This is a genomic window from Aeromonas sp. 84A (assembly GCF_051919345.1).
GTDB classification, from domain to species: domain Bacteria; phylum Pseudomonadota; class Gammaproteobacteria; order Enterobacterales; family Aeromonadaceae; genus Aeromonas; species Aeromonas veronii.
In genome coordinates this window covers 3,536,690-3,561,638 of the sequence record NZ_JBQBEW010000001.1, presented here as the reverse complement: position 1 = coordinate 3,561,638, position 24,949 = coordinate 3,536,690, and the positions used below count along the sequence as shown (strand labels likewise).

Here is a 24,949-nt window from a genome sequence, read left to right as displayed (position 1 = left end):
AATATGAATATCAGTGCGATAGCCAAGGATCTGGTGCCCCTGCTCGGGGGCAAGGAGAACATCGTCAGCGCTGCTCACTGCGCCACCCGGCTGCGGCTGGTGCTGGCCGATGACAGCAAGGTGAACAAGGCCGCCATCGACAAGCTGGAGGGGGTAAAGGGGTGTTTTAGCAACGCGGGCCAAATTCAGGTGATCTTCGGCACCGGTCTGGTCAACAAGGTCTACGCGGAGTTTGTGGCGCTGACCGGTACCGGCACCGCCAGCAAGGCGGAGCTGACCGACATGGCGGCGGCCAAGCTCAACGTGGCCCAGCGGTTGGCGCGAACCCTCTCCAACATCTTCGTGCCGATCATTCCGGCCATCGTCGCCTCGGGCCTGCTGATGGGGCTGCTCGGCATGGTGCGCACCTACGGCTGGGCCAATGCCGACAGCGCCCTGTTTGTGATGCTCGACATGTTCAGCTCGGCGGCCTTTATCATCCTGCCGATCCTCATCGGCTTTACGGCAGCACGTGAGTTTGGCGGCAATCCGTACCTCGGGGCGACCCTTGGCGGCATCCTCACCCACCCGGCGCTAACCAACGCCTGGGGCGTGGCCGGTGGCTTCAAGACCATGGATTTCTTCGGGCTCGATGTCGCCATGATCGGCTATCAGGGCACCGTCTTCCCGGTGCTCTTGGCGGTCTGGTTTATGTCCCATCTGGAGAAACAGCTGCGCAAGCGCATTCCGGATGCGCTGGATCTGATCCTCACGCCGTTCCTCACCGTCATCATCACCGGCTTTGTGGCGCTGCTCTTTATCGGCCCGGCGGGTCGGGTGCTGGGGGATGGCATCTCGTTCGGTCTGAGCGCCCTCTATGAGCAGGCAGGCTGGCTGGCGGGGCTGGTATTTGGTGGCACTTACTCGCTTATCGTCATCACCGGCATCCATCACAGCTTCCACGCCATCGAGGCGGGGTTGCTGGCCAATCCGCAAATTGGCGTCAACTTCCTGCTGCCCATCTGGGCTATGGCCAACGTGGCACAGGGTGGGGCTTGCCTCGCGGTCTACTTCAAGACTCGCGACGTGAAGATCAAGGCCATTACCGTACCGGCTGCCATGTCCTGCCTGCTGGGTATCACGGAAGCGGCGATCTTCGGGGTGAACCTGCGTTACATCAAACCCTTCCTCGCCGGTCTGTTTGGCGGGGCCTGCGGCGGCGCCTACGTGGTGGCGGCCAAGGTGGGGATGACGGCTGTGGGGCTGACCGGTATTCCCGGCATGGCCATCGTCCAGCCCATGAGCCTTATTCATTACATCATTGGGCTGGTGATCGCCTTTGGCGCCGCTTTCGCCGCTTCCTACCTGCTCAAGTACAAGGTGGAGTGATGAAGGAAAGCGATCTTCTCAACCAGATTGTCCGGTCGCTGCTGGCCGGACAGCTCAAGGCGGCGGCCGATCCCCATCGGCCCCGCTGGCATCTGGCAGCCCCGGTGGGGCTGCTCAACGATCCCAACGGTTTCATCGAGCACGACGGGCGCTACCACCTCTTCTACCAGTGGAATCCGCTGGGCTGCGAGCACCGCAACAAGGGTTGGGGCCATGTCACCTCCACCGATCTGTTGCACTGGCAGCACGAGCCGGTGGCGCTGTTGCCCACCGAAGCCTATGAGAGCCACGGCTGCTATTCGGGCTCTGCGGTGAGCGACGAGCAGGGGCGTCTGACCCTTATCTACACCGGCAATGTCAAATACCCGGATGGCAGCCGCACCGCCTATCAGTGTCTGGCCCGCGCCGACGGTGAGGGTGGTTTTGCCAAGCTGGGGCCCGTGTTGGATCTGCCAGAAGGCTACAGCGGCCACGTGCGCGACCCCAAGGTGTGGCACGACGGCCAGCAGTGGCTGATGGTGCTGGGAGCCCGCACCCTGGATGACAAGGGGGAAGTGCTGCTCTATCGCGGCGACACCCTGCAGAGCTGGCAGCGGGTGGGCCCCATCGCCGGTAGCGGGCGAGGGGGGCTGGGTGAGTTTGGCTATATGTGGGAGTGCCCGGATCTCTTCCCGCTGGGGGAGCGCCATGTGCTGATCAGCTGCCCGCAGGGGATTGCCCCGGCAGGCGAGGACTATCGCAACCTCTACCAGTGCGGCTGGCTTTCTGGCAACTTCGACGGCGAGCGCTTCGAGCACGGGGCTTTCCACGAGCTGGATCGGGGCTTCGAGTTCTATGCGCCGCAAACCACCCGAGACAGTCAGGGGCGCCGCCTCTTGTTTGGCTGGCTGGGACTGCCGGAGGAGAACGAGATGAGCCAACCTACTGTCGCTCACGGCTGGATCCACCAGATGAGCTGCCCGCGGGAGTTGTTCTGGCAGGATGAGTGGCTCTGCCAGCGACCGGTGGCGGAGCTGGCGGCATTGAAGGGAGAGCTGACCCGCTTCGAGGGGACGCTTGGCGAGTTTCCGGGGTTGGCCATCGACTCGGCCTGGCTCGATCTGGATCTCTGCGGTGAGGGGAGTCTCTGGTTCGGCGCCGTGGCCGAGCTGGTGTGGCAGCCGGGGCGCCTCATCTTGCGGCGCCAGAACTGGCAGAGCGGAGCGTGGGAGACCCGCAGCAGCCCATGGGCTGGCGGGCGGATCACCGTGCTGTGTGATCGCTCCAGTCTGGAGTGTTTCATCGATGAGGGTCGTCACAGCCTGTCGGCGCGCTACTTCCCAGGGGAAAAGCCGCAACTATCATCAGGTAACGGCGATGATGGCTGCAAAATTTGCCTCAATCACTGGCCGCTGTCGGCGTGCCTAGTACAATAGCCCGGTTCTAGTTAGCCGGGAGGCCAGGTGGAGAAGAAGAAACGGATCACGATTGCCCAGATCGCCGAACTGGCGGGGGTGTCCAAGGCGACCGCCAGTCTGGTGCTCAATGGGAAGAGTGCGGAGTACCGGATTGCCGACGATACCCGCAAGCGCATTCAGGCGGTGGCGGAGGAGTGTCACTACCTGCCGAGCTTTCATGCCCGCTCCCTGCGCGAGACCCGCAGCTACACCTGGGGACTGGTGATCCCCGATCTCACCAACTTCGGTTTTGCCCGCATCGCCCGCGCCCTCGAGGCGCACTGCCGGGAGGCGGGCATCCAGCTGCTGATCGCCTGTTCCGAGGATGATCCCGCTCTCGAGCAGCGGGTGGTGGACAACCTCATCAGCCGCCAGGTGGATGGGCTGATTGTCGCCTCCAGCGGCCACAGCGATGACATCTATGCCCGCATCCACGACCGCCTGCCGGTGGTACAGCTCGACCGCCATATTGGCGAGTCGCGCCTGCCCATGGTGATCTCCGATGCCTGCAAGGCCACCGCCGAGCTGGTGCGGGACATGACCAGCGAGTGCGGCGAGGAGATCTACTACTTCGGCGGTTTGCTGGATCTCTCCCCCAGCCGTCACCGGCTGGCGGGCTATGAACTGGGGCTTCATCGCGCCGGTTTTGAAGCCGATGCTGCCCGGGTGCGTCATCGCGACTATCAGCCGAGCTCCGGTTATCAGCTGATGGCTGAGCTGGTGGCCGAGCTGGGAGCGCCCCCCAGGGGGCTCTTTACCGCCTCCTTTACCCTGCTGGAAGGGGTACTGCGCTACCTCAACGAGGCGGGGTTGATGGAGACAGGCATGCGCCTGTGCACCTTCGACGATCACGACCTGCTCGACTGCATTCCCATGCGCATCGACTCGGTGGCGCAGGATTGTCCGGCGCTGGCCCACGCCGCTTTCGAGCTGATGCAGCAACTGATTGCGGGCAGTCCTCCCGCACAGACTGCCCAGGTGATCACCCCCAGGGTGCGCTGGCGCAGTCGCCGCTAGCCACTCTTCGCCCATCCCATATGAGAAAGCCCCACCATTGCTGGCGGGGCTTTTTGCTGCGGGCGGATGGCTCGTTCCTCTGACCGGCAGCTCAGTCGGTGGTACTGGTGCGCCAGAACACCTGCTTGATATGGGGGTGGATGGCCAGCTTTTGCATCAGGGCATCCAGCTCGTCGCCATCGATGGAGGTAGCCAGCAGCACCGCCGAGATCTCCAGATCCCCCGCGCCAAACGGCTCGATATCGAGTTCGCTCAAGGGGTAGTTGGCCTGCTCCAGCATCTCTTCGAGCCAGTGCAGCACCTCTTTTTGATGCTCGCGCTGGGTCAGGGCCGTCACCTTGTAGGTCACTTCGGTGTCGGTATTGTCCACCGGGCGACGGTTGATCTGGTTGACCAGCGGTCGCAGCAGAGTGTTGGCGGCCAGCACGAACAGGGCGCCCAGAATTGCCTCCATGGCCAGCCCGGCGCCACAGGCGGCGCCGACAGCAGCGACACCCCAGAGGGTTGCGGCGGTGTTGATGCCGCGGATATTGCCTGATTCGCGCATGATGACGCCGGCACCGAGAAAGCCGATGCCGGAGACGATATAGGCCACCACATGGACCACGTTGTAGTTGCCGCCGTGCAGGTCATAGATGCGCTGGGCCAGACTGACGAACAGGGCGGCCCCCACGGCGACCAGCACGTTGGTGCGAAGACCCGCGGTACGCTGGCGGTACTGGCGCTCCAGCCCGACCAGACTGCCGAGCACAAAGGCGAGCAGCAGGCTGGCCAGGGTGTCGAGCAGGGAGATCATGTCAATTTGTTGCCACATCTTCATGGCGTACTCCTTCCGATAAGTGCTGGCTTGGCGCAATCCATGATGAAACGCCGGGAGGCGGATGGATCAGGGGATGATTGCGCGGCTGGCCAGCAGAAAAACAAAAACGCGGCGTCCCGGGGCGCGAGCATCATCAGATGCCCTGACGCTCGGAGAGGACGCAACAAGCGGGGCCAGCGTGGCTGGCCCCTTTCACTGTGGTTAACGCAGATGAGCGTTCAGTTGAGCTCGGGATCGCAGTCGATGCGCGGGCGCAGTTGCCAGCGCACCGGATGTGCCACCCCGACCTGATGAACAAACTGCACCAGATAGCGGCGCTGGGGCGGGGTGCACTGCAGGTTGAGCACCAGCTCTCGCCCGCCGCCGCGACCCGGCTTCATCGATTGCATCGGTTGCAGCCCCGCTGGTTGCAACGTGTGGTTCACCATATCCAGCACCTGCTCCATATCGGCGCGATCCTCACAGCGGATCTGCAGCCGGTAGTGGTGCTGACGCTGTTTGCCGCCCAGCCAGCGTGGCAACATGCCACGGCCGAGCCGGCTCAACAGGGGGTGAGCACGGGTAGCAACAGAACCTGTTGCTACCGCGCGATCCGCAGCCGGTTTGATTGAGATAAAACGCATAGCAGCCTCCTTGTGGGAAGCAGAAACTATGCAGGCATGGCGACCGTGGCGATTGGCCTCTGGTTGCCAGACGTCAAGTGTAAAAAGGGAGAAGAGGGGAGTGGATTTCCGCTTCTCGCAGGGTTGCGAGTTGCGGCAGAGAAAGACCTGCGGCTAGCTCGCGACCTTGGTACCGACGATGAGGGTCGGTCTACAACTGTCACTTGATGAGTTGCCCACTGATGGTCTCCGCTATTGATAAGAGGCTCGAATGATAGCCGAGGTGGCAGGCAGGGTAAACCCCGCGCCGCCCGCAGCAACATCTTGAAACATAATCGAAAGCCCCGTTTTGCCGCGCAGGGCCGCCAAAAGCAGACCCGGCGAGGGCCGGGTCTGCGGGGTCATTCGGTCTTGTCGATGCCGAGGTATTTGAGCATCAGTTTTTCGTAGATGGGCTCGGTATCCCCCACCTGCATCTTGTGCAGGAAGTACTTCTCAAAGGCGATCTTGGCCAGATGGACCCACTTTCCTTTCTTGAACCAGGCGACGTTGCGCGGCGGGATCTGCGGCATGGCGACGAAGGCGGCACCTGTGTCCCCCATGTCTGCCAGACAGATGGCATTCCACACTGCCTTGGTCACCGGCGGCTGGCCGCTGAGCTCCGCCTTGATGTTGTGGCTTAGGGTGCGCACCATCGCCTCAATCATGTAGCCGGTCTTGGGCACCCCGGTCGGTACCGGCGTCTTGTGCGGCGGTGCAATGGCGATGCAGACCCCGGCGGCGTAAATCTGCGGGAAGGCGGGGTTGCGCTGGTGTTCGTCGACGATGACAAAACCGCGGGGATTGACCAGCCCCTCGATGCCCCGCAGCGGCGCAATGCCGACAAAGGCGGGCAGCATCATGGCGTGTTTGTAGGGCAGGGTGTGGGTGCGCTTGAGGTTGCCCTCATCGTCCAGCTCCTCCACCGTCATCTGGCCATCTTGCGCCGCCACGGTGCGGGCATTGCAGATCCACTGCACGTCGCGCATCCGCAGTTCGCTCTCCAGCATCCCCTTGGAGTCACCCACGCCGTTGAGACCCAGATGGCCGATGTAGGGCTCGCTGGTGACAAAGGTCATGGGTACATTCTTTCTCACCTTCTTGTCGCGCAGGTGGCGATCGAGGATGAACGCATACTCGTAGGCGGGGCCGAAGCAGGAGGCGCCCGGCATGGCGCCGACAATCACAGGGCCGGGCTCATCGACCAGTGCGCTGACACTGTGGCGGCACTCTTCGGCGTGGGAGAGGGTACAGACGCTGGTGGTGCCACCGGATTCGGGGCCAGCCCCCGTCACCTCGTCAAAGGCGAGGGCCGGACCGGTGCAGATCGCCAGAAAGTCGTAACGCAGGGTCTGGCCATCGGAGAGGGTGAGCTGCTGCGCCGCCGGTTGCAGCTCGGTCAGGGCGGCATGGATAAAGCGGATCCCCTTTTTCTTCACATGGGGTTCGATGGGGATCGAGGTCTCCTTGCGCTCCCGCCACTGGACGGCAATCCAGGGGTTGGAGGGGGTAAATTCAAAGTCCGGCTTGTCATTGATGAGGATCACCTCATGCTGCTTGCCCAGTTCGGCCTTGAGTTCGTAGGCGGCAGACATGCCCCCGAGACCCGCGCCGATGACGATTACCGTTGCCATGTTCAGCCTCCTGCGTTTATTACACGCTCATATGAGCCTAGGTCATCCGACCCTGTTATTTAAATCCTATCCGTTTGAGGATCATCGCTGCCGGGCAGAAACCGGTGAATGCGCTCTGGATCAGGTTGACCCCGACAAAGGCACTCAACCAGACAAAGCCCGGATGAACCCAGGTGGTAAGGATCAGCGAGAGCAGCAACATGCAACCCGCGACGATTCTGACTCCGTTATCTACTGTCATGGTCTTTCTCCTTATCTACTTTAGATGTTGCTAATTTAGTGTTGTTTTATACAATAGAACAAATATCAGCAATTGCTAATTTACTCTTATGAGCCAATTCGACGAGATGAACAGACATGCGACAGCCGCCGCCTCCCTGCTCAAGGCGTTGGCTCATCCCGAACGCCTGATGGTGCTCTGCCAGCTGGTGGAGGGGGAGAAGGGGGTCGGGGAGCTGCTGGCCCATAGCCAACTCGGGCAGTCGGCGTTTTCCCAGCAGTTGTCGGTGCTCAAGCGCTACGGCCTGATCCGTTCGCGCAAGGTCTCCCAGCAGATCTACTACTCGCTGGTGAGCGAGGCGGCGGCCGATGTACTGGGAGCGTTGCAAACCCATTTTTGTCACTCGGAAAATAAGGAATCTTGATGATGGAAAGCCAATGGCTGCTCTCTTTGGGCGGTGGCATGCTGGCGGGGCTGTCGGCCCTGATCCTGATGTTGTTCAACGGCCGGGTGGCCGGGATCAGCGGCATTTTGGCCGGTGCGCTGCAACACAGTGCGCCTTGGCGGGTGCTGTTTCTGCTGGGGCTGGGGGCGGGCGCCTGGTTGGCGCTGACTCTGGGTTGGGCCACCATGCCCGCATTCACCACCTTGCCCGGCTGGCCTGTAGTGCTGCTGGCCGGTCTGCTGGTCGGCATCGGTACCCGTCTTGGCAATGGCTGCACCAGCGGCCACGGCATCTGTGGCATGGGGCGGCTCTCCCTGCGCTCCATCGTCGCCACCCTGACCTTTATGGCGGCTGGCTTTATCACCGTCTTCGTCACTCATCATCTGCTGTAAGGGGCTGATCGCCATGAAGTTGCTGACAAGTTTGTTTGCGGGTGTGTTGTTCGGACTGGGGATGGCCATCTCCGGCATGATGGATCCCGCCCGGGTCACTGGTTTTCTCGATCTGGCCGGGGCCTGGGATCCCAGCCTCGCCTTCGTGATGGGAGGGGCCCTGCTGGTCTTTATGCCGGGTTATTTTCTGCTGGTGAAACCCCGTCGCCAGAGTGTGCTGGGGGAGCCCATCGCCGCCGTACCAGCCCCTCGGCTGGAGCGCAGGCTGATCGGCGGGGCCGCGCTGTTTGGCATCGGCTGGGGATTGGTGGGTATCTGCCCGGGGCCTGCTCTGAGTCTCATTTCCAGCGGGCAGCCCATGATAATGTTGTTTATAGCGGCCATGGTGGCCGGGATCTTGCTGTTTGACAGAGGGCTGGCCAGGGTGCTGACCAAGGCGCCAGCTCGGGGAGTGGATAAGGTGCGCCAGTCCCATACCGCCTGATCCCGTGAAGTGACAGATTACGCCAGGGAAGGAGAGTAATGATGGAAAAGATCCGGTTGCTGGGGATCACCTTGTTGGTGATGACATCGCAGGCCATGACATCCCCCCGGGCCCTTGCCGCTGAAGGGGAGCCAGAGCCCCCGTTGACAGTGGCGCCACAGCCGGTGACCGACTGGCTGACGCTGGATGGGACTGTCAGTGCCATCAATCAGGGGACGGTGGCGGCCCAGACCAGCGGCCGGGTCTCCCGCATGCTGGTGGACGTGAACGATCAGGTGCAGGCGGGGCAACCGCTGCTCGAGATCAGTGGCAAGGAGCAGTTTGCCGCCGTTTCCGGTGCTGAGGCGCGGCTTGCCAGAGCCAAGGCCCAGCAGGTGGAGGCAGAGCGCCAGCTTGCCCGCTTTCAGGCGCTGATTGCCAAAGGGGTGATCACCCGCGCCCAGCTCGACAGTGCCCAGGCGACTGATCGCGCCGCCCGTGCCGAGGTGAACGCTGCCGATGCGGCCCTCACTCAGGCCCGCGAGGCTTACGGTTATACCCGCATTCTGGCCCCCTACGCCGGGGTGGTGACCAAGCGGTTGGTGGAGCTGGGGGAGACTGTCGCCCCAGGTACCCCGTTGCTCTCCGGCTTCTCTCTCGACACCTTGCGGGTGGAGGTGGAGTTGCCCCAATCAGCCCTGACGCTTGCTCGTGAGCCTGCGGATGTGCAGGTGCTGCTGCCGGATGGCAGGGCCGTTACCCCGATCAAATTGACCCGCTTCAACTATGCCGACAGCCAGAGCCATGCCTTCAGGTTGCGCCTCGACTTGCCGCCGCAAACCACCGGGGTATTGCCCGGCATGTGGCTCAAGGTGCAGCTCAAGCAGGGTGAGCGTCAGGTGCTGCTGGTGCCGGATCGCGCTCTGCTGCGGCAAGGGGAGTTCAACGGCGTCTATCTGCAGCAGCCCGCTGGCTGGGCCCTGACGCCGGTGCGGGTAGGCCATTGCTTTGAAGGGCTGTGCGAGATCCTGGCCGGGCTGCAAGCCGGTGACAAGCTGGCCCCCGATGGCTGGGCGCAGCAGCAGGAGGTGGCCCATGAGTAGCGAGCTGAACGGCAACAAGGAGAGGATGGGGCCTGCCGGTCGGCTGGCTGCGCTGTTTCAGGGCTCGGCCATCACCCCGCTGCTGGCACTGGTGGGGCTGTTGCTCGGCCTGTTTGCTGTGCTGGTGACCCCCAAGGAGGAGGAGCCGCAGATTGATGTCACCTTCGCCGATGTCTATATCCCTTTCCCGGGAGCCACTCCTGCAGAGGTGGAGTCTCTCGTCACTACCCCTGCCGAGCAGGTGGTCTCCCAGATAAAGGGAATTGATACCCTCTACTCTTTTTCTCAACCCGATGGCGCCCTGCTGGTGGTGGTGTTCAAGGTAGGGGTAAGCCGCGAGCAGGCCATCGTCGATCTCAACAACCAGCTCGACTCCCACCGTGACTGGTTGCCACAGGGGATCGGGGTCGGCCAGCCGCTGGTAAAACCCCGGGGGATCGACGATGTCCCCATCGTCAGTTTGACCTTATGGAGCAAAGAGGGGGGCAAGCAACTGGGGGCTCCCGAGCTGACCCGGGTCGCCCATGAGCTGGAGACCGAACTCAAGCGCATTCCCGGTACCCGCGATATCTACACGCTGGGCAGCCAGAGCGCCGTGTTGCGGGTGATGCCGGATCCGGCGGCCCTCAGCGCCCACGGCATCAGCTGGGGCGAACTGAGCCAGCGACTGGCGGCCGTCAATCAGGTAGGCACCACACAGGCTATCGAGCAGAACAACAGTGAGATTAAGGTGCAGGTGGGGCAGTTCCTGCAAAACGAGCAGGAGGCCCGCGAGCTGGTGGTGGGGCTGCACGACGGCAAGCCGGTCTATCTGGGGGATGTGGCCAAGGTCTCTCTGGGTCAGGAGACTCCGACCAAACGCAGCTGGATGGGGCTGGGGCAGGCCAGTTATCCGGCGGTGACCCTGGCCATCGGCAAGCAGCCGGGCCAGAACGCGGTCGATGTGGCCAAGCGTGTGGAGGCGCGGGTCGAGAGTTTGCAGAACCGGCTTATCCCGGCAGGAGTCGAGGTGACGGTGACCCGTGACTACGGCGTCACCGCCGAGACCAAATCCAACACCCTGATCGGCAAGCTCATTTTTGCCACCACGGCGGTGGTGCTGCTGGTGCTGGTGAGCATGGGCTGGCGTGAGGCGCTGGTGGTGGGGGTTGCCATCGTCATCACCCTGGCACTGACCCTGTTTGCCAGCTGGGCCTGGGGCTTTACCCTCAACCGGGTGTCGTTGTTTGCGCTGATCTTCTCCATCGGCATTCTGGTGGATGACGCCATAGTCGTGGTGGAGAACATCCACCGCCATCGCGGTTTGGGCAAGGGGGCGCTCAAGGATCTGATTCCGGGGGCGGTGGATGAGGTGGGGGGGCCGACCATACTGGCGACCCTGACCGTGATCGCGGCCCTGCTGCCGATGGCCTTTGTCAGCGGGCTGATGGGCCCTTACATGAGCCCCATCCCCATCAATGCCAGCATGGGGATGCTTATCTCCCTGCTGGTAGCCTTTATCTTCTCCCCCTGGCTGGCGAGCCATTTGCTCAAGGGGGAGGCGCACGGTGCCCACGGCGAGGCAAAGGCTGGTCTTTTTTACCGGCTGATGACCCCTTTCCTGATTGGTGATGGCGCCAAGCGCGCCAGACGCAAACTCTGGCTGGTGGTGTTGCTGCTGGTCGGGGCGGCTACCGCCATGCCGGTGGTGCAGTGGGTGGTGCTCAAGATGCTTCCCTTTGACAACAAGTCGGAATTTCAGCTGGTGCTCGATATGCCGGAGGGGGCGACCCTGGAGCAGACCGAGCGCACCCTGCTGGCGGTCGGACGAGAGCTTGCCAAGGTGGAGGAGGTGAAGGATTACCAGATCTATGCCGGCACCGCCGCCCCCATCAATTTCAACGGCCTGGTTCGTCACTACTTTATCCGCAGCGGCGCCAACGTGGGGGATATTCAGGTCAATCTGGTGGACAAGCATGAGCGGGATCGCAGCAGTCACCAGATTGCCCAGTCGGTTCGGGAGCCGCTGCAGGCTATCGCCAGTGCGGCAGGGGGCAACCTGAAAGTCGTTGAGGTGCCGCCCGGCCCGCCGGTCTGGTCCCCCATCGTTGCCGAGATCTATGGCCCGACCCAGGCCGCCCGCGAAGCGGCGGCGCGCGCCGTACAGGCCCATTTTGTGGCTACGGCGGATCTGGTGGATGTGGATATCTATCTGACCGACCCGCAGCCCAAGTGGCGGCTGGTGGTGGATCGCAGCAAGGCGGCCCTGCTCGGGGTCGATCTCGGGGATCTGGTGAACACCCTCAATGGCGGGGTGGGTTATCAGGATGCCAGCTGGCTGCAGGGGCACGGCGCCAAGTATCCGGTGCCGATCCGCATCGAACTGGCTCCCGGTGACAAACGGGATCTGGCGGGCGTACTGGCCCTCAAGGTGCGCAGCCAGAGCGGCCAGTTGGTGCGGGTCTCCGAGCTGGTAAGTCGCCGTGATGAGGTGGCCCCCAGCTATATCATGCATAAGAACATGCAGCCCATGGTGATGGTGGTGGCCGACATGGGTGGCAATACCGACAGCCCGCTCTACGGCATGTTTGCCGCCGGCGCCGATATCGACCTGCCCCAATATTACGTGCAGCAGCCCGACAAACTGGGGGAGGTGGCGCTGTTGTGGGACGGAGAGTGGAAGATTACCTACGAGACCTTCCGCGACATGGGGCTAGCCTACGGAGTGGGGATGATCCTCATCTATCTGCTGGTGGTGGCCCAGTTCCGCTCCTATCTGGTGCCGCTCATCATCATGGCTCCCATTCCGCTCACCATCATAGGGGTGATGCCGGGCCACGCCCTGCTGGGGGCCCAGTTTACCGCCACCTCGATGATAGGGATGATCGCCCTGGCCGGGATCATCGTACGCAATAGCATCCTGCTGGTGGACTTTATCGAGCAGCAGCGCAGCGCCGGAGTGGCGTTCGAGCAGGCAGTGATCGAAGCGGCGCAGGTGCGGGCCAAACCCATCATGCTGACGGCACTGGCGGCGATGATCGGAGCCCTGTTTATCCTCGATGATCCCATCTTCAACGGATTGGCCATCAGCCTGATTTTCGGGATCCTGGTCTCCACTTTGCTCACCCTGGTGGTGATACCCTTGCTCTATTATGCCCTGCTCTCCCGACGCTCATGACGGGAGTCACTAGCGAAAGGATGCGCGATGAAGAGAGGTTGGTTGTGGTGGGGAAGTGGCGCCGTGGTAGCGGTGGCTGCTGTGGCATGGTGGTGGCGACCGCAGCCGACGCCGATCAGGCTGGCTGAGGTCGGGCGGGGGGATGTGCTGGTCACTGTGGTCAACACCCGGGCCGGCACCATCAAGTCGTGTCAGCGAGCCGGACTCAGTCTGCCCGGTGGCGGCGTGGTGGAGCAGATCGCCGTCAAGGCCGGGGAGCGGGTAGCCCGGGGAGATCTGCTGCTGACCCTCTGGAGTGACGATATTCACGCCGATCTTGCCCGTGCCCGTGCCCAGCAGGCGCTCGGCAAGACCCAGCGCGAGGAGCGTTGCAGCGAGGCGGCCTACTACGAGCGGGAGGCCAACCGGCTGGCCACCTTGCTGGCCAAAAACCTCACCTCCCGCACCCTTGCCGAGCAGGCCCAGAATCTGGCCGATACCCGCCGCTATGTCTGTCAGGCATCCCGTCAGCAGGAGCGGGTTGACGAGGCGCAGGTCGCCCAGGTGGAGGCCCGCTTGAGCGAGCGTCGCCTGCTGGCGCCGTTTGCCGGGGTGGTGGCGGAGGTCAACAGCAAGCTGGGCGAATACATGACCCCCTCACCGCCCGGAGTGGCCATGCCCCCGGTGATCGATCTTATCGACGATCGCTGTCTGTATGTCTCAGCCCCCATTGATGAGGTGGATGCTGCCCGCCTCAAGGTGGGCCACTCTGCCCGGGTACTGCTCGACGCCATGCCCGGGCGCGATTATGCCGCCACCGTCACCCGCATCGCCCCCTATGTGAAGGAGCTGGAGAAGCAGGCCCGCACCGTGGAGGTGGAGGCGGCGCTCACTGCCCTGCCCACCGATGTGCCCCTGCTTATTGGCTACAGCGCTGACCTTGAGGTCGAGGTGACCCGCGCCACCGATGTGCTGCGGGTAGCGGCCAGCAGCCGGGCCGACGATGGCAGCGTGCTGCGGCTGGAAGGGGATAAGCTGGTGCGGGTGGTGCCCCGTTGGGGCGTGGAGAACTGGAACTGGATTGAGGTGGCCGAGGGGCTCGCCGCCGGTGATCGGCTGGCAGCCCAGCCCGGACAGATTGTCGGGGAGGGCCCTTTCAGCGCCGCCACGGAGCAGACGGATGAGTGATATCATTCGCCTTGATGCCGTCAGTCGTCGCTTTACTCTGGGCGGCAGCGAGGTGGCCGCCCTCGATCGCGTCTCTCTGCGAGTTGCCGAGGGGGAGTATCTGGCAGTGATGGGCCCCTCGGGATCCGGCAAGTCGACCCTGCTCAATGTGCTGGGGTTGCTGGATCGGCCCGACGAGGGGCGCTACTGGCTGGGGGGCGAGGATACCGCCACCCTGTCAGAACCTGCGCTGGCCCAGCTGCGCGGCCATCGTATCGGTTTCGTGTTCCAGTCGTTTCACCTCATCTCCCGCCTCACCGCCCGTGAAAACGTCGAGCTGCCGCTGATGTTGTGCGGGATTGCCCCCGCCGAGCGCCATCGCCGCAGCCAGCAGTTGCTGGGGGAGCTGGGGCTGGATAATCGTGCCGGACACCGCCCTGCCGAGCTCTCCGGCGGTCAGCGTCAGCGGGTAGCCATCGCACGGGCCATGGCAATGGCGCCGCGGCTGATCCTGGCCGACGAGCCCACCGGCAATCTCGACTCCCGCTCCGGGGAGGAGGTGATTACCCTGCTGGAGGGGCTCAACCGGGAGCAGGGGATCACGCTGGTGGTGGTAACCCACGACCCGCGCCTCGGTGATCGGGCGGGCAGGCGGATCCTGATGAACGATGGCCGCATCAACATTGATAGCGGCGGTGGCTGAATGCGGCGCCCCGATGTGATCCGCTTTGCCGCCGTGGCGTTATTGCGTCAGCGTTCACGGGCGCTGGTCTTGATCCTGGCGGTGAGTCTGAGCGTCACCTCGGTGCTGCTGCTCACCGCGCTGGGGGAGGGGGCGAGGCGCTATGTGGCCGACCAGTTCAGCTCCCTTGGCAAGGATCTGTTGGTGATGTTCCCCGGCCGCAAGGAGACCACAGGCGGGCTGCCGCCGGTCACCGGTAACAGTCTGCGGCAGATCACCCTCGATGACATGCACTACCTTGGCCAGCATCAGCCAAACGTGCGGCTGGTGCCGCTGGTGATGGGCTTTGCCGAGGCCAAACAGGGGGCGCGGCTGCGCCAGACCATGCTGCTTGGCAGCAGCAACGGGCTGCGCGATACCCACGGGCTGGAACTGCTCTCCGGCCGCTGGCTGCCGGGGGATGCTGCAGAGGATCGACCGGCTGTCCTGCTCGGGGCCAAGGTGGCCCGTGAACTGTTCGGTCAGGCCGATCCGGTCGGCCAGTGGCTGCGTTTTGACAATCGCCGCTTTCGGGTGGTGGGGGTCTTCACCAGCCAGAGCAGCAATCTGGGGATGGACATGGCCGAGGCCGCGCTGATCCCGGTCGGTAGCTCCATGCGGCTGTTCAACACCGAGGGGCTGTTTCGCTTGCTGATCCAGCCGCTGGCGGGGCAAGCGGTGCCCCCGCTAGTCAGGCGACTGGAGCAGCTGATGCAGGGGCGCCACGGGGTGCTCGATGTGACCGTGGTGCGCCGCGACGCCATGCTGGCTACCTTCTCCACCATTCTCTCGACTCTCACCCTGGCAGTTGCCGGCATCGGCGCCATCAGCCTGCTGGTCTCCGGCATCATGATGATGAATCTGGCGCTGATCAGCACCCGCCAGCGCACCGGCGAGATCGGCCTGCTCAAGGCGCTGGGGGCCGACAGTCGCCAGATCCGCCAGCTGTTTTTGTGGGAGGCGCTGCTGCTGAGCGGCAGTGGCGCGCTGTTTGGCACGGTCTTGGGCTATGCCCTGGTTGGCCTCGCCGGAGTGATTTGGCCCGGATTTCCGGCGGCGGTCCCTCTGCTCGCTACTTTCTGCACCATACCGGCGGCCCTGCTGACCGGGCTGTTTTTTAGCTGGCTGCCCGCCTCCCGGGCGGCACGGCAAGATCCGGTCAGCAGCCTGCGCAGCGGGCAGTGGAGCGGTGCCTGATGCGCGCCGCCGATCTGCTGTTCTGGCTCTGGCGCGCCTTGCTGGCTGGGCGCAGTCGTAGCCTGCTGTCGGCGCTCGGCATTGCCATCGGGATCGCCTCGGTGACCCTGCTCACCGGCATCGGCGAGGGGCTCAGGCTCTATCTGCTCGACAGCTTCTCCCAATTTGGCACCCGGTTGATCGCCGTGACCCCGGGCAAGACCGAAACCGCAGGCGGCCCGCCCGGCATCCTCTCCAGCAGCCGTCCCCTGCTGCTGGAGGATGCCGATGCCCTCGCCAGATTGGCAGGGGTAGAGGCGGCGCTCCCTGTGGTGCAGGGGCAGGGGGAGGTGCGCAGCCGCGGATTGACTCGCAGCACTGCCATTCTGGGCACTGGCCCGGCGGCGCTCTCCGGTTGGCGACTCACCCTGGTGCAGGGACGTTTTCTGCCCGCGGACGACAGTGCCATGCCCCGCGCCTATGCGGTGCTGGGGGCCAAGGTGGCGGCTGAGTTGTTTCCCGGCGGCGATGCGCCGGGCAGTCTGCTGCGGGCCGGTGATCGCCGTTTTCGGGTGGCCGGAGTGCTGGCCCCCAAGGGGCAATTTCTCGGCTTTGATCTGGACGACATGATCTATCTGCCCGCCGCCCACGCCCAGGCGCTGTTCAACAAGGAGGGGCTGCAGGAGATCGACGTCATCTATCGCGCCGGGCAGACGGAGGCCGACATCACAGCCCAGATCCGGCGGGTGCTGATCGCCCGCCATGGCGCCGAGGATTTCACCCTCACCTCCCAGCAGGACATGCTGACCAGCCTCGACAAGATCCTCTCCATCATCAAGCTGGCGGTTGGCGGGCTCGGTATTATCTCGCTGCTGATCGGGGCGGTCGGCATCTTCAGCATCATGAGCATCGCCCAGCAGGAGCGGATCCCCGAAGTGGGCTTGCTGATGGCGCTGGGCTGCCCGCGGCGCCGCATTCTATTGCTGTTCCTGCTCGAAGCCGTGGTGCTGGCGCTGCTGGGCGGAGCCATGGGACTGACCTTGCTCGGCGGGCTCAAGCTGCTGCTCACTCTGCTGGCGGCCGGCTTGCCGCTCACCCTCCATCCTCTCTATCTACTGCTGGCGCTCGGTTGCAGCGCTCTGGTTGGTCTATTGGCCGGGGTCGCTCCTGCGCTGCGGGCAGTGCGTCTCGACCCAGTAGTTGCCCTGCGCGGTGACTAGGTCGCCCCTTTCGCAAGAGGCGCGTTACGCTCGGGGCTGAACAGGGGGGACTAGGTGACCACCTCCGCAACCGACAGGCTGCGCTCAGATCTGAACAGAGGGAAGTAGCGGCGATCCGCCTGACTCATGTGGCCGACTACCAGCTCCTGAATGATGAAGTTGAGCAACTCGTCGTTGCCCAGCGTCCCCGCTTTGGCGGCGTGCAGCAGCTGGCTCGCCTTGTTGAGCAGGCGCTGGTGATCCTGACGGTGGCTGGCGAGCTCCCGATAGTCGATCTCCGCCAGCATCTGCTCTTCAAAGGCGAAGTGGTGGCGGGCCATGTCGAACAGGCTCTCCAGACTCTCCAGAAACGGGGCCGGATCCTCGTGCTGATCTTTCATCCGCTCCAGCAGCCGGTTGGTCAATACGAAGAGCTGGCGATGCTCGGCATCGATGCGCGGGTGACCGCACTCGTGGCCGGGTTGCCACAGCAGGGCGCCCTGCTCGGGATCAAGGCCTTCGGTATAGAGGCAGACCCGGCCGCGGCCGCGATTCTTCGCCTGATACATGGCCTGATCGGCGTGGTGCATCAGGGTCTTGGCATCCTCCCCGTGCTCGGGATAGAGCGCCAGCCCGATACTGCTGGAGATAAGCAGCTCCTGCCCCTCCAGCTGGAACGGATGGCGCAGTTGCTGATGCAGCTTGTCGGCCACCGCCAGCACTTCGTCGCCACTCTCCGGCAGCAAGATAACGAACTCGTCGCCCCCCAGCCGTGCCACCAGATCCTGTTTGCGCACGCAGTGGCTCATCCGCTCGGCCACCATATTGAGCAGAATATCCCCGGTCTCATGGCCGAAGGTGTCGTTGATCGGCTTGAAGTGATCGAGATCGATAAACATCAATGCCAGCGGACGGGGCACCTCCTGCTCCATCAGCTCCTTGAGCCGTTGCTGCAGCAAGCGGCGATTGGGCAGCCCGGTGAGGGGGTCGTAGAAGGCGAGGCGGCGCATCATCTCCTCTCGCGCTGCCCGCTCGGTGATATCCCGGGTGACCCCGAGGATCGCCTCCGGCTGGGCATTGTGGTTGCCATGGAGGGTGGTGATGGTCTCGGTCGCCACCAGATGGCCATCCTTGTGGCGCAGCTGGGTGCGAATGACCCGGCGAGTCTGGTCATGTTCCCCCCGCTGCCAGGCCTCCAGGGTGGCGGAGATCTCCTCGCGCAGCAGTTGCCTTGAGGCATCCGGCAGCAGCTGTTTGAGGGGCAGGGCAAACAGCTCTGGGGCCTCGTAGCCGCTCAGGGGGGCGATAGCCGGGCTGACGTAGCGAAAGCGCAAGCTGGCGGCATCCATGGTCCAGATCACATCGGCACTGTTCTCCGCCACGAAGCGATAGTGCTGTTCGCTCTGGGCCAGTTCACGGGTCAGCCGCTGGCGATCCCGCGCCTCCTCGCGCAGGCGCAGATAGAGGTGCAAGAAGATGCCGAGCAGGGTCATCAGGGTAAAGGTGATGAGCATGGCCACCGCCACGCTCTTGTCGAGCAGCAGCCGTTGCTGGCGCAGCCGCTCCTGCGCCGGGTCGTAGATAAAGCGGTCGAGGTTGGGCAATACCGTGAGCATGCCCGCCTCCAGATAGGTTTTGGCGATCTGCAGCCAGCGCTCCTGCTGCATGTAGCCGGGTTCGATCAGATCTGGCTGCATCAGCGCTCTGGTTTCGCGAGCTTCGAACTCCAGCTGTTCACGGCCAGCCCCGGTCGGGTACTGCTCCATGATCAGGTTGATCATCTCTTCGGGGTGGTCCATCGCATAGCGCCACCCCTTGAGGCTGGCCTGCTGGAAGGCGTAGACCCGATCTTGTCGGGTGATCAGCTCCCGCTCGGAGGTAAACAGGTTGTCGCCGTAGAAGTCAAAGTCGATGGTGCGCGGGCTGAAGACCCGATAGGGGATGCCTCTTTGCTGCAGATAGAAGGGCTCGGTAGTGCTGTAGGCGCTGATGGCATCCACCTTGCCCGCCAGCAGTGCCTGTATTCCCTGTTTGTAGGGGAGGGTGACCCAGTCGCGGCTGCGGGTCTGGTGAGAAAGGTAGGTCAGCAGCTCGTTGGAGCCAGGCTCCAGCATCAGTCGCTTGTTGGCCAGATCGGCCGGGTTGCGAATATCTGGCCGATCCAGCGTGAGCAAAACCAGCGGCGAGTGCTGCAGCAGGGCGGCGAGCACCACCACCGGACGACCGGCAGCCCGATCCAGCAGCAGATCACTGCCGCTGATGCCAAAATGGGCCTTTCCCGAGATCACCTCGCTGACCACATCGGTGCGGGAGTCCGCTTCGCGCAGGGTGACATGCAGACCGGCCTCCCGATAAAACCCTTTGGCGATGGCCGCGTAGTAACCGGCAAACTGGAACTGGTGTTGCCACGGCAACTGGACGATGACCTGCTCGCCGGCTCGCACGGGGGAAGAGGTCAGGGTCGCGATGACCATACCGACCAGCATTGGCAGAAACCAGCTGAGGGGCTGGCGGGGGGCTGCGTTCTCCGTCATACAACGTTTCTCTCGGGAGCGGTGTCTAGGCTAGATTCAAGCAATTTTGTGTCACCTGCAAGGGGAGAAAAGGCGTTTGCAATGGGGTATAGGGGGGGTGGAAAGTCATTTTTGTGTCGTTCATCACACGGGATGGATACATGCCGCTTTTTTGCAAGTTATGTGACCAATAAGAGAGTCATATGGCCTATCGAGGTGGTCGCATTCTAGCCACTTTTTCCCGTCTTTATCGTTATCATTGTGGCTAAACTGCATTTTTTCCGTGGTTGCACGTCAAGCTGTGTCGTTATATCAATAGATACTTTTACAGGGCAGTCAGGTGTGACGCAAATGTATCGCGGCTGCTGCGCACCGGTTAATGTGCGACAGCTCAGTGACGGTACCCCGTCAGTGTTATCATGCTGCCCCCAGTTCCGGATAAGGTCTTTTTATGTCCCGCTTGCGTCTGCTTCTCTCCGACTCTCACGATCCCCTGTTCAATCTGGCCGTTGAGGAGTGCATCTTCCGCCAGATGGACCCCGGCCAGCGGGTGCTGTTCCTCTGGCGCAACGCCAATACCGTGGTGATCGGCCGGGCCCAGAACCCGTGGAAGGAGTGCAATACCCGCCGGATGGAGGAGGATGGGGTTACCCTGGCGCGCCGCAGCAGTGGCGGTGGCGCCGTGTTCCACGATCTTGGCAACAGCTGCTTCACCTTCATGGCGGGCAAGCCGGAGTATGACAAGAGCGTCTCCACCGCCATCGTGCTGGACGGGCTCAAGCGATTGGGGATCGAGGCGTTTGCCTCTGGTCGCAACGATCTGCTGGTGGCCACCCCGGACGGGGAGCGCAAGGTATCGGGGTCGGCCTATCGGGAGACTCTGGATCGCGGTTTTCACCACGGCACCCTGCTGCTGGATGCCGATCTCGGCCGCCTTGCCAACTATCTCAACCCCGACCCCAAGAAGCTGGCGGCCAAGGGGATCACCTCGGTGCGCAGCCGGGTGGCCAATCTGTGCGAACTGCTGCCGGGGATCGACCATCAACAGGTGAGCGAGGCGCTGCAGGAGGCCTTTTTCCACCATTACGGCGCGCGAGTTGAGCCCGAGCATATCTCCCCGGAGCAGATGCCGGATCTGCCGGGCTTTGCAGAGACTTTCGCCCGCCAGCGCTGCTGGGAGTGGAACTACGGCCATGCCCCGGCGTTCAGTCATCTGCTGGAGGAGCGGTTCAGCTGGGGCGGGATGGAGCTGCACTTTGATGTGGAGAAAGGGGTCATCACCCGGGCGCAGATCTTCAGCGATACTCTGGAGCCGGCCCCGTTTGATCTGCTGGCGGCCGAACTGGCGGGTTGCGGCTATCGACTGGACGCTGTCACCGCGTGCCTGCAGCCCTGGTTGGCGGCCTTCCCGCATCAGCAGAGCGAGCTGGCGGAGTTTGCCCGGTGGCTGTTGGCCTCCCTGCGTTGAGGGCTGCGCTGATGGCGGTCCGGTAGTGAGGGCGCTGTCAGCCAGGATGGGAGCAAGATCACGAAATATAAAGAGGCGCCTCAAAGGCGCCTTTTTGCCAGCCCTCGTGATGGCTAATACATGACAAAAAGTAGGGTAGGGCATTAGATATTGTCGCTGTCTACCCCGCTGGCACAGGGGTATAACGGCCGCACATTTGCTGTGCTAATGGTATAAAAATGAGTGACTTAGTTTATCTTCAAGACGAAAGCGTCAATGCCGTCCACCCCGATTTTTCCGCCCGTTTCGCCACCGTCAAAGCCAACTTTTTCTCGCGCAATCCCGATCTCTGGCCTGTTTTTCGCGAACCCGGATTTGCCACCCTCAACGAATTTCGGGCCCGTGGTCTGGCGCCGGATGCCCGTTTGAATGCCTGGCCTGATGGCCGTGCCCGCCTGGCCGATCTCTGCGAGACCATGCTGGTGCCCGCCACCATGCGCACCCCGGGCGAGCCGATGGCCGAGCTGCTGTTTGCCGCCGCTCTATCGAAGGATTGGGAGAACCCCTCCAGCGTCGAGAACGTCATCACCATGTCGGCGGACCCCGCTATCTACGGCGCCCAGTTGGGCATTCTGGCCAACCCCAATCTGGTCTACTCCGAATACGCCGGAGTGGCCGAGGAGTTGGAGAAGAAGGTGGTGCGCCAGATTGCGCTGCTGGCAGGCTATGACCCGGAGCGGGCCACCGGCATCTTCACCCAGGGGGGGACCTTCTGTAACCTCTACGGCTACCTGCTCGGCATTCGCAAAACCTTGCCGGAGGCCAAGCACAAGGGGCTCGGCCACTATCAGGATTACCGCATCATCAACTCCCAGGGCGGTCACTACTCCAACATCACCAACCTCTCCCTGCTCGGGGTCGATATCGAGAACAAGACCATCCGCATTCAGGTCGGCGAGAACAACGACATCGATCTCGACCACCTCGAGCGCACCCTGACCGCCTGTTTTGCCCTGAAACATGTGGTGCCCACCATCATGCTCACCATGGGCACCACCGACACCTTCGGGGTGGATCAGGTGAAACCCGTGTTCGAGCTGCGCAATCGCCTCTGCGAGCAGTTCGAGGTGGCGGTCAAGCCCCATATCCACGTCGATGCCGCCATCGGCTGGTCGATGATCTTCTTCCTGGGGTACGACTTTGCCGCCAACCCGCTCGCCATCAACAGCGCCACCCTGGCGGGGATCGAGCGCAACGTGGCGCGCTTTGCCGAGCTGAAATATGCCGACTCCTTTACCGTCGACTTCCAGAAGTGGGGCTATGTGCCCTACACCTCCAGTCTGGTGATGATCAAGGAGCAGGATGACCTCAAGGCGATGGAGAATGACCCGGAGAACTTCTCCTACTTCGAACGGGACATTCAGGGCCAGACCCACCTGCAATCGACCATCGAGTGCTCCCGCGGCGCGAGTGGCCTGTTCGGTGCCTATGCGGCGCTCAATTATATGGGGGTCGAGGGGTATCGCATCGTGTTGGCCCACTGCCTGCAAAATGCCAACTACTTCCGCTATCGCCTGAGTCAGCTTGGCAACGTCAAGCTGGTGGCGCAGGAGAATCAGGGGCCGAGCGTCGGCTTCAAGATCTACAATCCCGAGTGGGTGAGCGATCCGGAAGCCGAATTCGCCTTCGAGCTGGCCCGCTCCAGCGATCCTGCCTACAAGGCGCGGCTGCAGCGCAATACCGATTACCACCGCAGCCTGTTCAAGGGGCGCGGCAAGGTGGGGCTCTATACCAACTGGGTGGAGGCGGTGGCCCACTCCGACTATGACGCTCGCGGCAAGTACTCCTATATCGCCGGGGAGAAGGCTGTATTTATGAACCCCGCCTGCACCCGTGAGCAGATCGACGCCTTTATCGACCATATTCGCGGTTGAGGGCGGTTGCCCTGATTGCCGAGCGCGGTCAATGGTGGCAAGAGATGGTTGGGGTGTATCACGCCAACAGATAGACAAAGGGCAAGCCGGTTGGCTTGCCCTTCTGTTTTCACGACGGTATGCGAAAGCGGTGGAAAAGGCCGGGCTCAGAGGGCCAGCAGTTGCTCGTTCTCGACAATCTCGCACCCGGCGGGCAGTTTCGAGAGGGCGATCATGGCGCGGGCCACCTGACGGGCCTCGATGGCGCGCCAGCGGGCGAGCTTGCCCACCAGCAGCGGCCGAAACAGCGGGTAGATGGTCTGAAAAATCTGCTCGGAGAGGCGCGGTGGCTGGCGATCCCCGAGCAGCATGGCGGGCCGCACGATGGCGAGCCGTGGCCAGGATTGGGCCAGCAGGGCCTGCTCCATCTCTCCCTTGGTACGCGGATAGAGAGCCGGGGACGATGCGCTGGCCCCCATGCTCGAGACCACTATGAGGCGTTGACAGCCGTGGCGGCGGGCCAGCTCGGCAAAGGCGATCACATAGTCGAGATCGACCCGGCGAAACGCCTCGGCAGAGCCCGCCTCCTTGCGGGTGGTACCGAGGGCACAGAAGGCGATATCCACCGGGCGGGAGAGGGTGACGCTGGCCAGATCATCAAAATTGACCGGTAGCCAGTGGTGCGCCTCCTTGCCCGGCTTGCGACAGAGCAGGGTCAGTTCATGTTCGGCAGGCAGTTGCTGCACCAGTTCGCGACCTATCAGGCCGCTGGCTCCGGCAATCAGGATCCGGCTCATGGGGATTCTCCCTGTGTCATTCGATGGTGTTGATGCCATGGTGGCTGCTCATCAGCATCAGGCAATTTGCGAGCAGCTGCAATGGGGAGGAATGACTCAGTGTTGTCGGGCAGGATGAATTACGCGGGGCTGGATAAAACAAAACCGGCGCGAGGCCGGTTTTGTGGGATATCAGAGCGGGGTATTGAAGGCTGCTGGCAGTGGGAAGTCACCCGTCACTGTGGTCAGCCTGTCGTTGGCGAAGGTGACGGTGAGCTCTTTGCGCTCCTTGTCGCCGTGGCCCGGCTGGAATTCATAGAGGTAGTACCAGGTGTTGGGATCAAAGCCGTCACGCAGCATGGGGGTCCCCAGCACATAGCTGACCTGCTCGCGGGTCATCCCCTGGCGCAGTTTGTCGACCTGTTTTTGTTCCACATAGTTGCCCTGGGGAATATCGATACGATAGACCAGGCTGCAACCGGAGAGGGTGAGGGCGGTCAAAGCCGCGGCAATCAGGTGTTTCATCCGCATATCGAGTTCAGATCATCCATTCAAGTCTTTTTACGCTGGCCGAATCATACCTACTCCCTTGGCGGAAGTAAAAAGCCAAGGCAAAAATTGCCAAAGGGAGTTACCTCCCTTTGGCCAGCACAGCGTCATTCACTGTGGTTCGGGATTGGCCTGACGAGCCTAAGCATAGGTGCACTGTAACCGCCTTCATGAAACACTTCATGTGATGGTTCGAACTGAAGGTAGTTGTATCCATCTCCGGAGGAACTGTCTGAAATAAACTGGAGCATGGTTAAGGCATTGCTTTGCTCGGTGAGCTTGTTGCAAGCCTGTGTCTGCTCTTCGGTCGGCTTAATATACTTATGGGTCACCGGATCATATCTGGCTTCACACGCACGCTGTTTGAGGGTTTCAGTATCTGCGGCCAGCTGAGGGTCTGGAAAGCCCACTGCGCTGTAGGTAGCAGGTTGGCACTGAGGGTTGTAGAGGGTAAACAGCTCCTTGATGTCTGGGGCCCGCCAAGGGTGTGCAGGGGTGTTCAGCCGGTCGTTGGCCTGCATGATGATGGTCATCAAGGGGTTGTCACTCGGGTTTGCTCTGCTGTTGATCACCTCAGGCATGCCTTCACAGCCAGAGCCATTATCACTGACTTGTTGGCCGTAGGGGCAGTAGAACCACTGCAGACCGGTGGCTCTGTCGTTGACCACCTGCAGCTTGCCTTCGGCCGTGTCGATCAGTTCGCTAACGAAACGGGTATCATCGTCCTGATAGCCAGGCAGACATACACGGGCCTGGCTTGCTACTGGCAACAGTGCGGCAGTTAGTAACAGAGGGAAGAGAGTGTGGTACATT

Annotated in this window: 22 protein-coding genes; 14 read left to right on the top strand and 8 right to left on the bottom strand. The window is 62.6% G+C overall.

Translation table 11 applies throughout. The annotated features are described in order from the left end of the window. Nucleotides 1–3 precede the first annotated feature (3 nt). From ACTG20_RS16090 to ACTG20_RS16080, 3 genes are read left to right on the top strand one after another with little or no spacing between them, the layout of a single operon-like run. Nucleotides 4–1,368, top strand: coding sequence for a sucrose-specific PTS transporter subunit IIBC (locus tag ACTG20_RS16090; RefSeq protein ID WP_043818633.1), 1,365 nt, complete (start codon nucleotides 4–6; stop codon nucleotides 1,366–1,368). Next, nucleotides 1,368–2,783 carry a glycoside hydrolase family 32 protein gene (locus ACTG20_RS16085; protein ID WP_194495908.1) on the top strand — a complete coding sequence of 472 codons (1,416 nt, stop codon included), beginning with the start codon at nucleotides 1,368–1,370 and terminating at the stop codon, nucleotides 2,781–2,783. Before ACTG20_RS16090 ends, ACTG20_RS16085 begins: the two co-directional genes overlap by 1 nt. 27 nt (nucleotides 2,784–2,810) lie before the next feature. After that, a complete protein-coding gene (locus tag ACTG20_RS16080; protein ID WP_194495909.1) occupies nucleotides 2,811–3,821 on the top strand; it encodes a substrate-binding domain-containing protein in 1,011 nt (336 codons plus the stop codon). 91 nt (nucleotides 3,822–3,912) lie between these two features. Here the strand turns inward: ACTG20_RS16080 and ACTG20_RS16075 are convergent, their stop codons facing one another. The 4 genes from ACTG20_RS16075 to ACTG20_RS16060 all read right to left on the bottom strand — a co-directional run bounded on the left by ACTG20_RS16075 (nucleotide 3,913) and on the right by ACTG20_RS16060 (nucleotide 7,157). After that, nucleotides 3,913–4,641, bottom strand: coding sequence for an MgtC/SapB family protein (locus ACTG20_RS16075; RefSeq protein WP_064336900.1), 729 nt, complete (start codon nucleotides 4,639–4,641; stop codon nucleotides 3,913–3,915). Nucleotides 4,642–4,859: 218 nt separating this feature from the next. Next, on the bottom strand, nucleotides 4,860–5,264 hold the full coding sequence (locus tag ACTG20_RS16070) for a hypothetical protein (RefSeq protein ID WP_005359258.1): 405 nt from the start codon (nucleotides 5,262–5,264) through the stop codon (nucleotides 4,860–4,862). A 380-nt stretch (nucleotides 5,265–5,644) separates the two neighbouring features. Then, a complete protein-coding gene (locus tag ACTG20_RS16065; protein ID WP_005359260.1) occupies nucleotides 5,645–6,916 on the bottom strand; it encodes an NAD(P)/FAD-dependent oxidoreductase in 1,272 nt (423 codons plus the stop codon). A gap of 55 nt (nucleotides 6,917–6,971) precedes the next feature. After that, complete coding sequence (locus tag ACTG20_RS16060; RefSeq protein ID WP_005344304.1) at nucleotides 6,972–7,157, bottom strand: YgaP family membrane protein; 186 nt, start codon at nucleotides 7,155–7,157, stop codon at nucleotides 6,972–6,974. Nucleotides 7,158–7,245: 88 nt separating this feature from the next. On the opposite strand from ACTG20_RS16060, the gene ACTG20_RS16055 reads away from it, so the two are divergent. Genes ACTG20_RS16055 through ACTG20_RS16015 form a run of 9 tightly spaced genes read left to right on the top strand, consistent with a single transcriptional unit; the run spans nucleotide 7,246 to nucleotide 16,959 of the window. Continuing rightward, nucleotides 7,246–7,560: an ArsR/SmtB family transcription factor gene (locus ACTG20_RS16055; RefSeq protein ID WP_005338008.1), complete on the top strand. Its 315-nt coding sequence runs from the start codon at nucleotides 7,246–7,248 to the stop codon at nucleotides 7,558–7,560. Beyond that, nucleotides 7,560–7,973, top strand: a complete 414-nt coding sequence (locus ACTG20_RS16050; RefSeq protein WP_194495910.1) for a YeeE/YedE family protein — start codon at nucleotides 7,560–7,562, stop codon at nucleotides 7,971–7,973. The genes ACTG20_RS16055 and ACTG20_RS16050 overlap by 1 nt, the downstream gene beginning before the upstream one ends. A 13-nt stretch (nucleotides 7,974–7,986) precedes the next feature. After that, the gene (locus ACTG20_RS16045; protein ID WP_162504423.1) at nucleotides 7,987–8,457 is read left to right on the top strand and encodes a YeeE/YedE family protein; all 471 of its coding nucleotides are present in this window, start codon (nucleotides 7,987–7,989) and stop codon (nucleotides 8,455–8,457) included. 41 nt (nucleotides 8,458–8,498) lie between these two features. Next, nucleotides 8,499–9,539, top strand: coding sequence for an efflux RND transporter periplasmic adaptor subunit (locus ACTG20_RS16040; protein WP_194496053.1), 1,041 nt, complete (start codon nucleotides 8,499–8,501; stop codon nucleotides 9,537–9,539). Next, entirely contained in the window at nucleotides 9,532–12,696 is a 3,165-nt protein-coding gene (locus ACTG20_RS16035) for an efflux RND transporter permease subunit (RefSeq protein ID WP_439987801.1), read from the top strand. Before ACTG20_RS16040 ends, ACTG20_RS16035 begins: the two co-directional genes overlap by 8 nt. 27 nt (nucleotides 12,697–12,723) lie before the next feature. After that, nucleotides 12,724–13,863, top strand: a complete 1,140-nt coding sequence (locus tag ACTG20_RS16030) for an efflux RND transporter periplasmic adaptor subunit (protein WP_194495912.1) — start codon at nucleotides 12,724–12,726, stop codon at nucleotides 13,861–13,863. After that, nucleotides 13,856–14,545: an ABC transporter ATP-binding protein gene (locus ACTG20_RS16025; RefSeq protein ID WP_194495913.1), complete on the top strand. Its 690-nt coding sequence runs from the start codon at nucleotides 13,856–13,858 to the stop codon at nucleotides 14,543–14,545. Before ACTG20_RS16030 ends, ACTG20_RS16025 begins: the two co-directional genes overlap by 8 nt. Further along, on the top strand, nucleotides 14,546–15,760 hold the full coding sequence (locus ACTG20_RS16020; RefSeq protein WP_194495914.1) for an ABC transporter permease: 1,215 nt from the start codon (nucleotides 14,546–14,548) through the stop codon (nucleotides 15,758–15,760). Further along, nucleotides 15,760–16,959, top strand: coding sequence for an ABC transporter permease (locus ACTG20_RS16015; protein WP_194495915.1), 1,200 nt, complete (start codon nucleotides 15,760–15,762; stop codon nucleotides 16,957–16,959). Before ACTG20_RS16020 ends, ACTG20_RS16015 begins: the two co-directional genes overlap by 1 nt. 50 nt (nucleotides 16,960–17,009) lie before the next feature. Here the strand turns inward: ACTG20_RS16015 and ACTG20_RS16010 are convergent, their stop codons facing one another. Further along, nucleotides 17,010–19,472, bottom strand: a complete 2,463-nt coding sequence (locus ACTG20_RS16010) for a diguanylate cyclase domain-containing protein (RefSeq protein ID WP_194495916.1) — start codon at nucleotides 19,470–19,472, stop codon at nucleotides 17,010–17,012. Between the two features lie 430 nt (nucleotides 19,473–19,902). On the opposite strand from ACTG20_RS16010, the gene ACTG20_RS16005 reads away from it, so the two are divergent. Further along, the gene (locus ACTG20_RS16005; protein WP_194495917.1) at nucleotides 19,903–20,919 is read left to right on the top strand and encodes a lipoate--protein ligase A; all 1,017 of its coding nucleotides are present in this window, start codon (nucleotides 19,903–19,905) and stop codon (nucleotides 20,917–20,919) included. A 218-nt stretch (nucleotides 20,920–21,137) separates the two neighbouring features. Beyond that, entirely contained in the window at nucleotides 21,138–22,832 is a 1,695-nt protein-coding gene (locus ACTG20_RS16000; RefSeq protein ID WP_194495918.1) for a pyridoxal phosphate-dependent decarboxylase family protein, read from the top strand. Between the two features lie 146 nt (nucleotides 22,833–22,978). On the opposite strand, the gene ACTG20_RS15995 is transcribed toward ACTG20_RS16000, so the two are convergent. The 3 genes from ACTG20_RS15995 to ACTG20_RS15985 all read right to left on the bottom strand — a co-directional run bounded on the left by ACTG20_RS15995 (nucleotide 22,979) and on the right by ACTG20_RS15985 (nucleotide 24,948). After that, nucleotides 22,979–23,608: an NAD(P)H-binding protein gene (locus ACTG20_RS15995; RefSeq protein WP_047439169.1), complete on the bottom strand. Its 630-nt coding sequence runs from the start codon at nucleotides 23,606–23,608 to the stop codon at nucleotides 22,979–22,981. Nucleotides 23,609–23,779: 171 nt separating this feature from the next. After that, on the bottom strand, nucleotides 23,780–24,118 hold the full coding sequence (bamE, locus tag ACTG20_RS15990; protein WP_005337980.1) for an outer membrane protein assembly factor BamE: 339 nt from the start codon (nucleotides 24,116–24,118) through the stop codon (nucleotides 23,780–23,782). Nucleotides 24,119–24,243: 125 nt separating this feature from the next. Next, the gene (locus ACTG20_RS15985) at nucleotides 24,244–24,948 is read right to left on the bottom strand and encodes a hypothetical protein (protein WP_194495919.1); all 705 of its coding nucleotides are present in this window, start codon (nucleotides 24,946–24,948) and stop codon (nucleotides 24,244–24,246) included. Nucleotide 24,949: the final 1 nt, after the last annotated feature.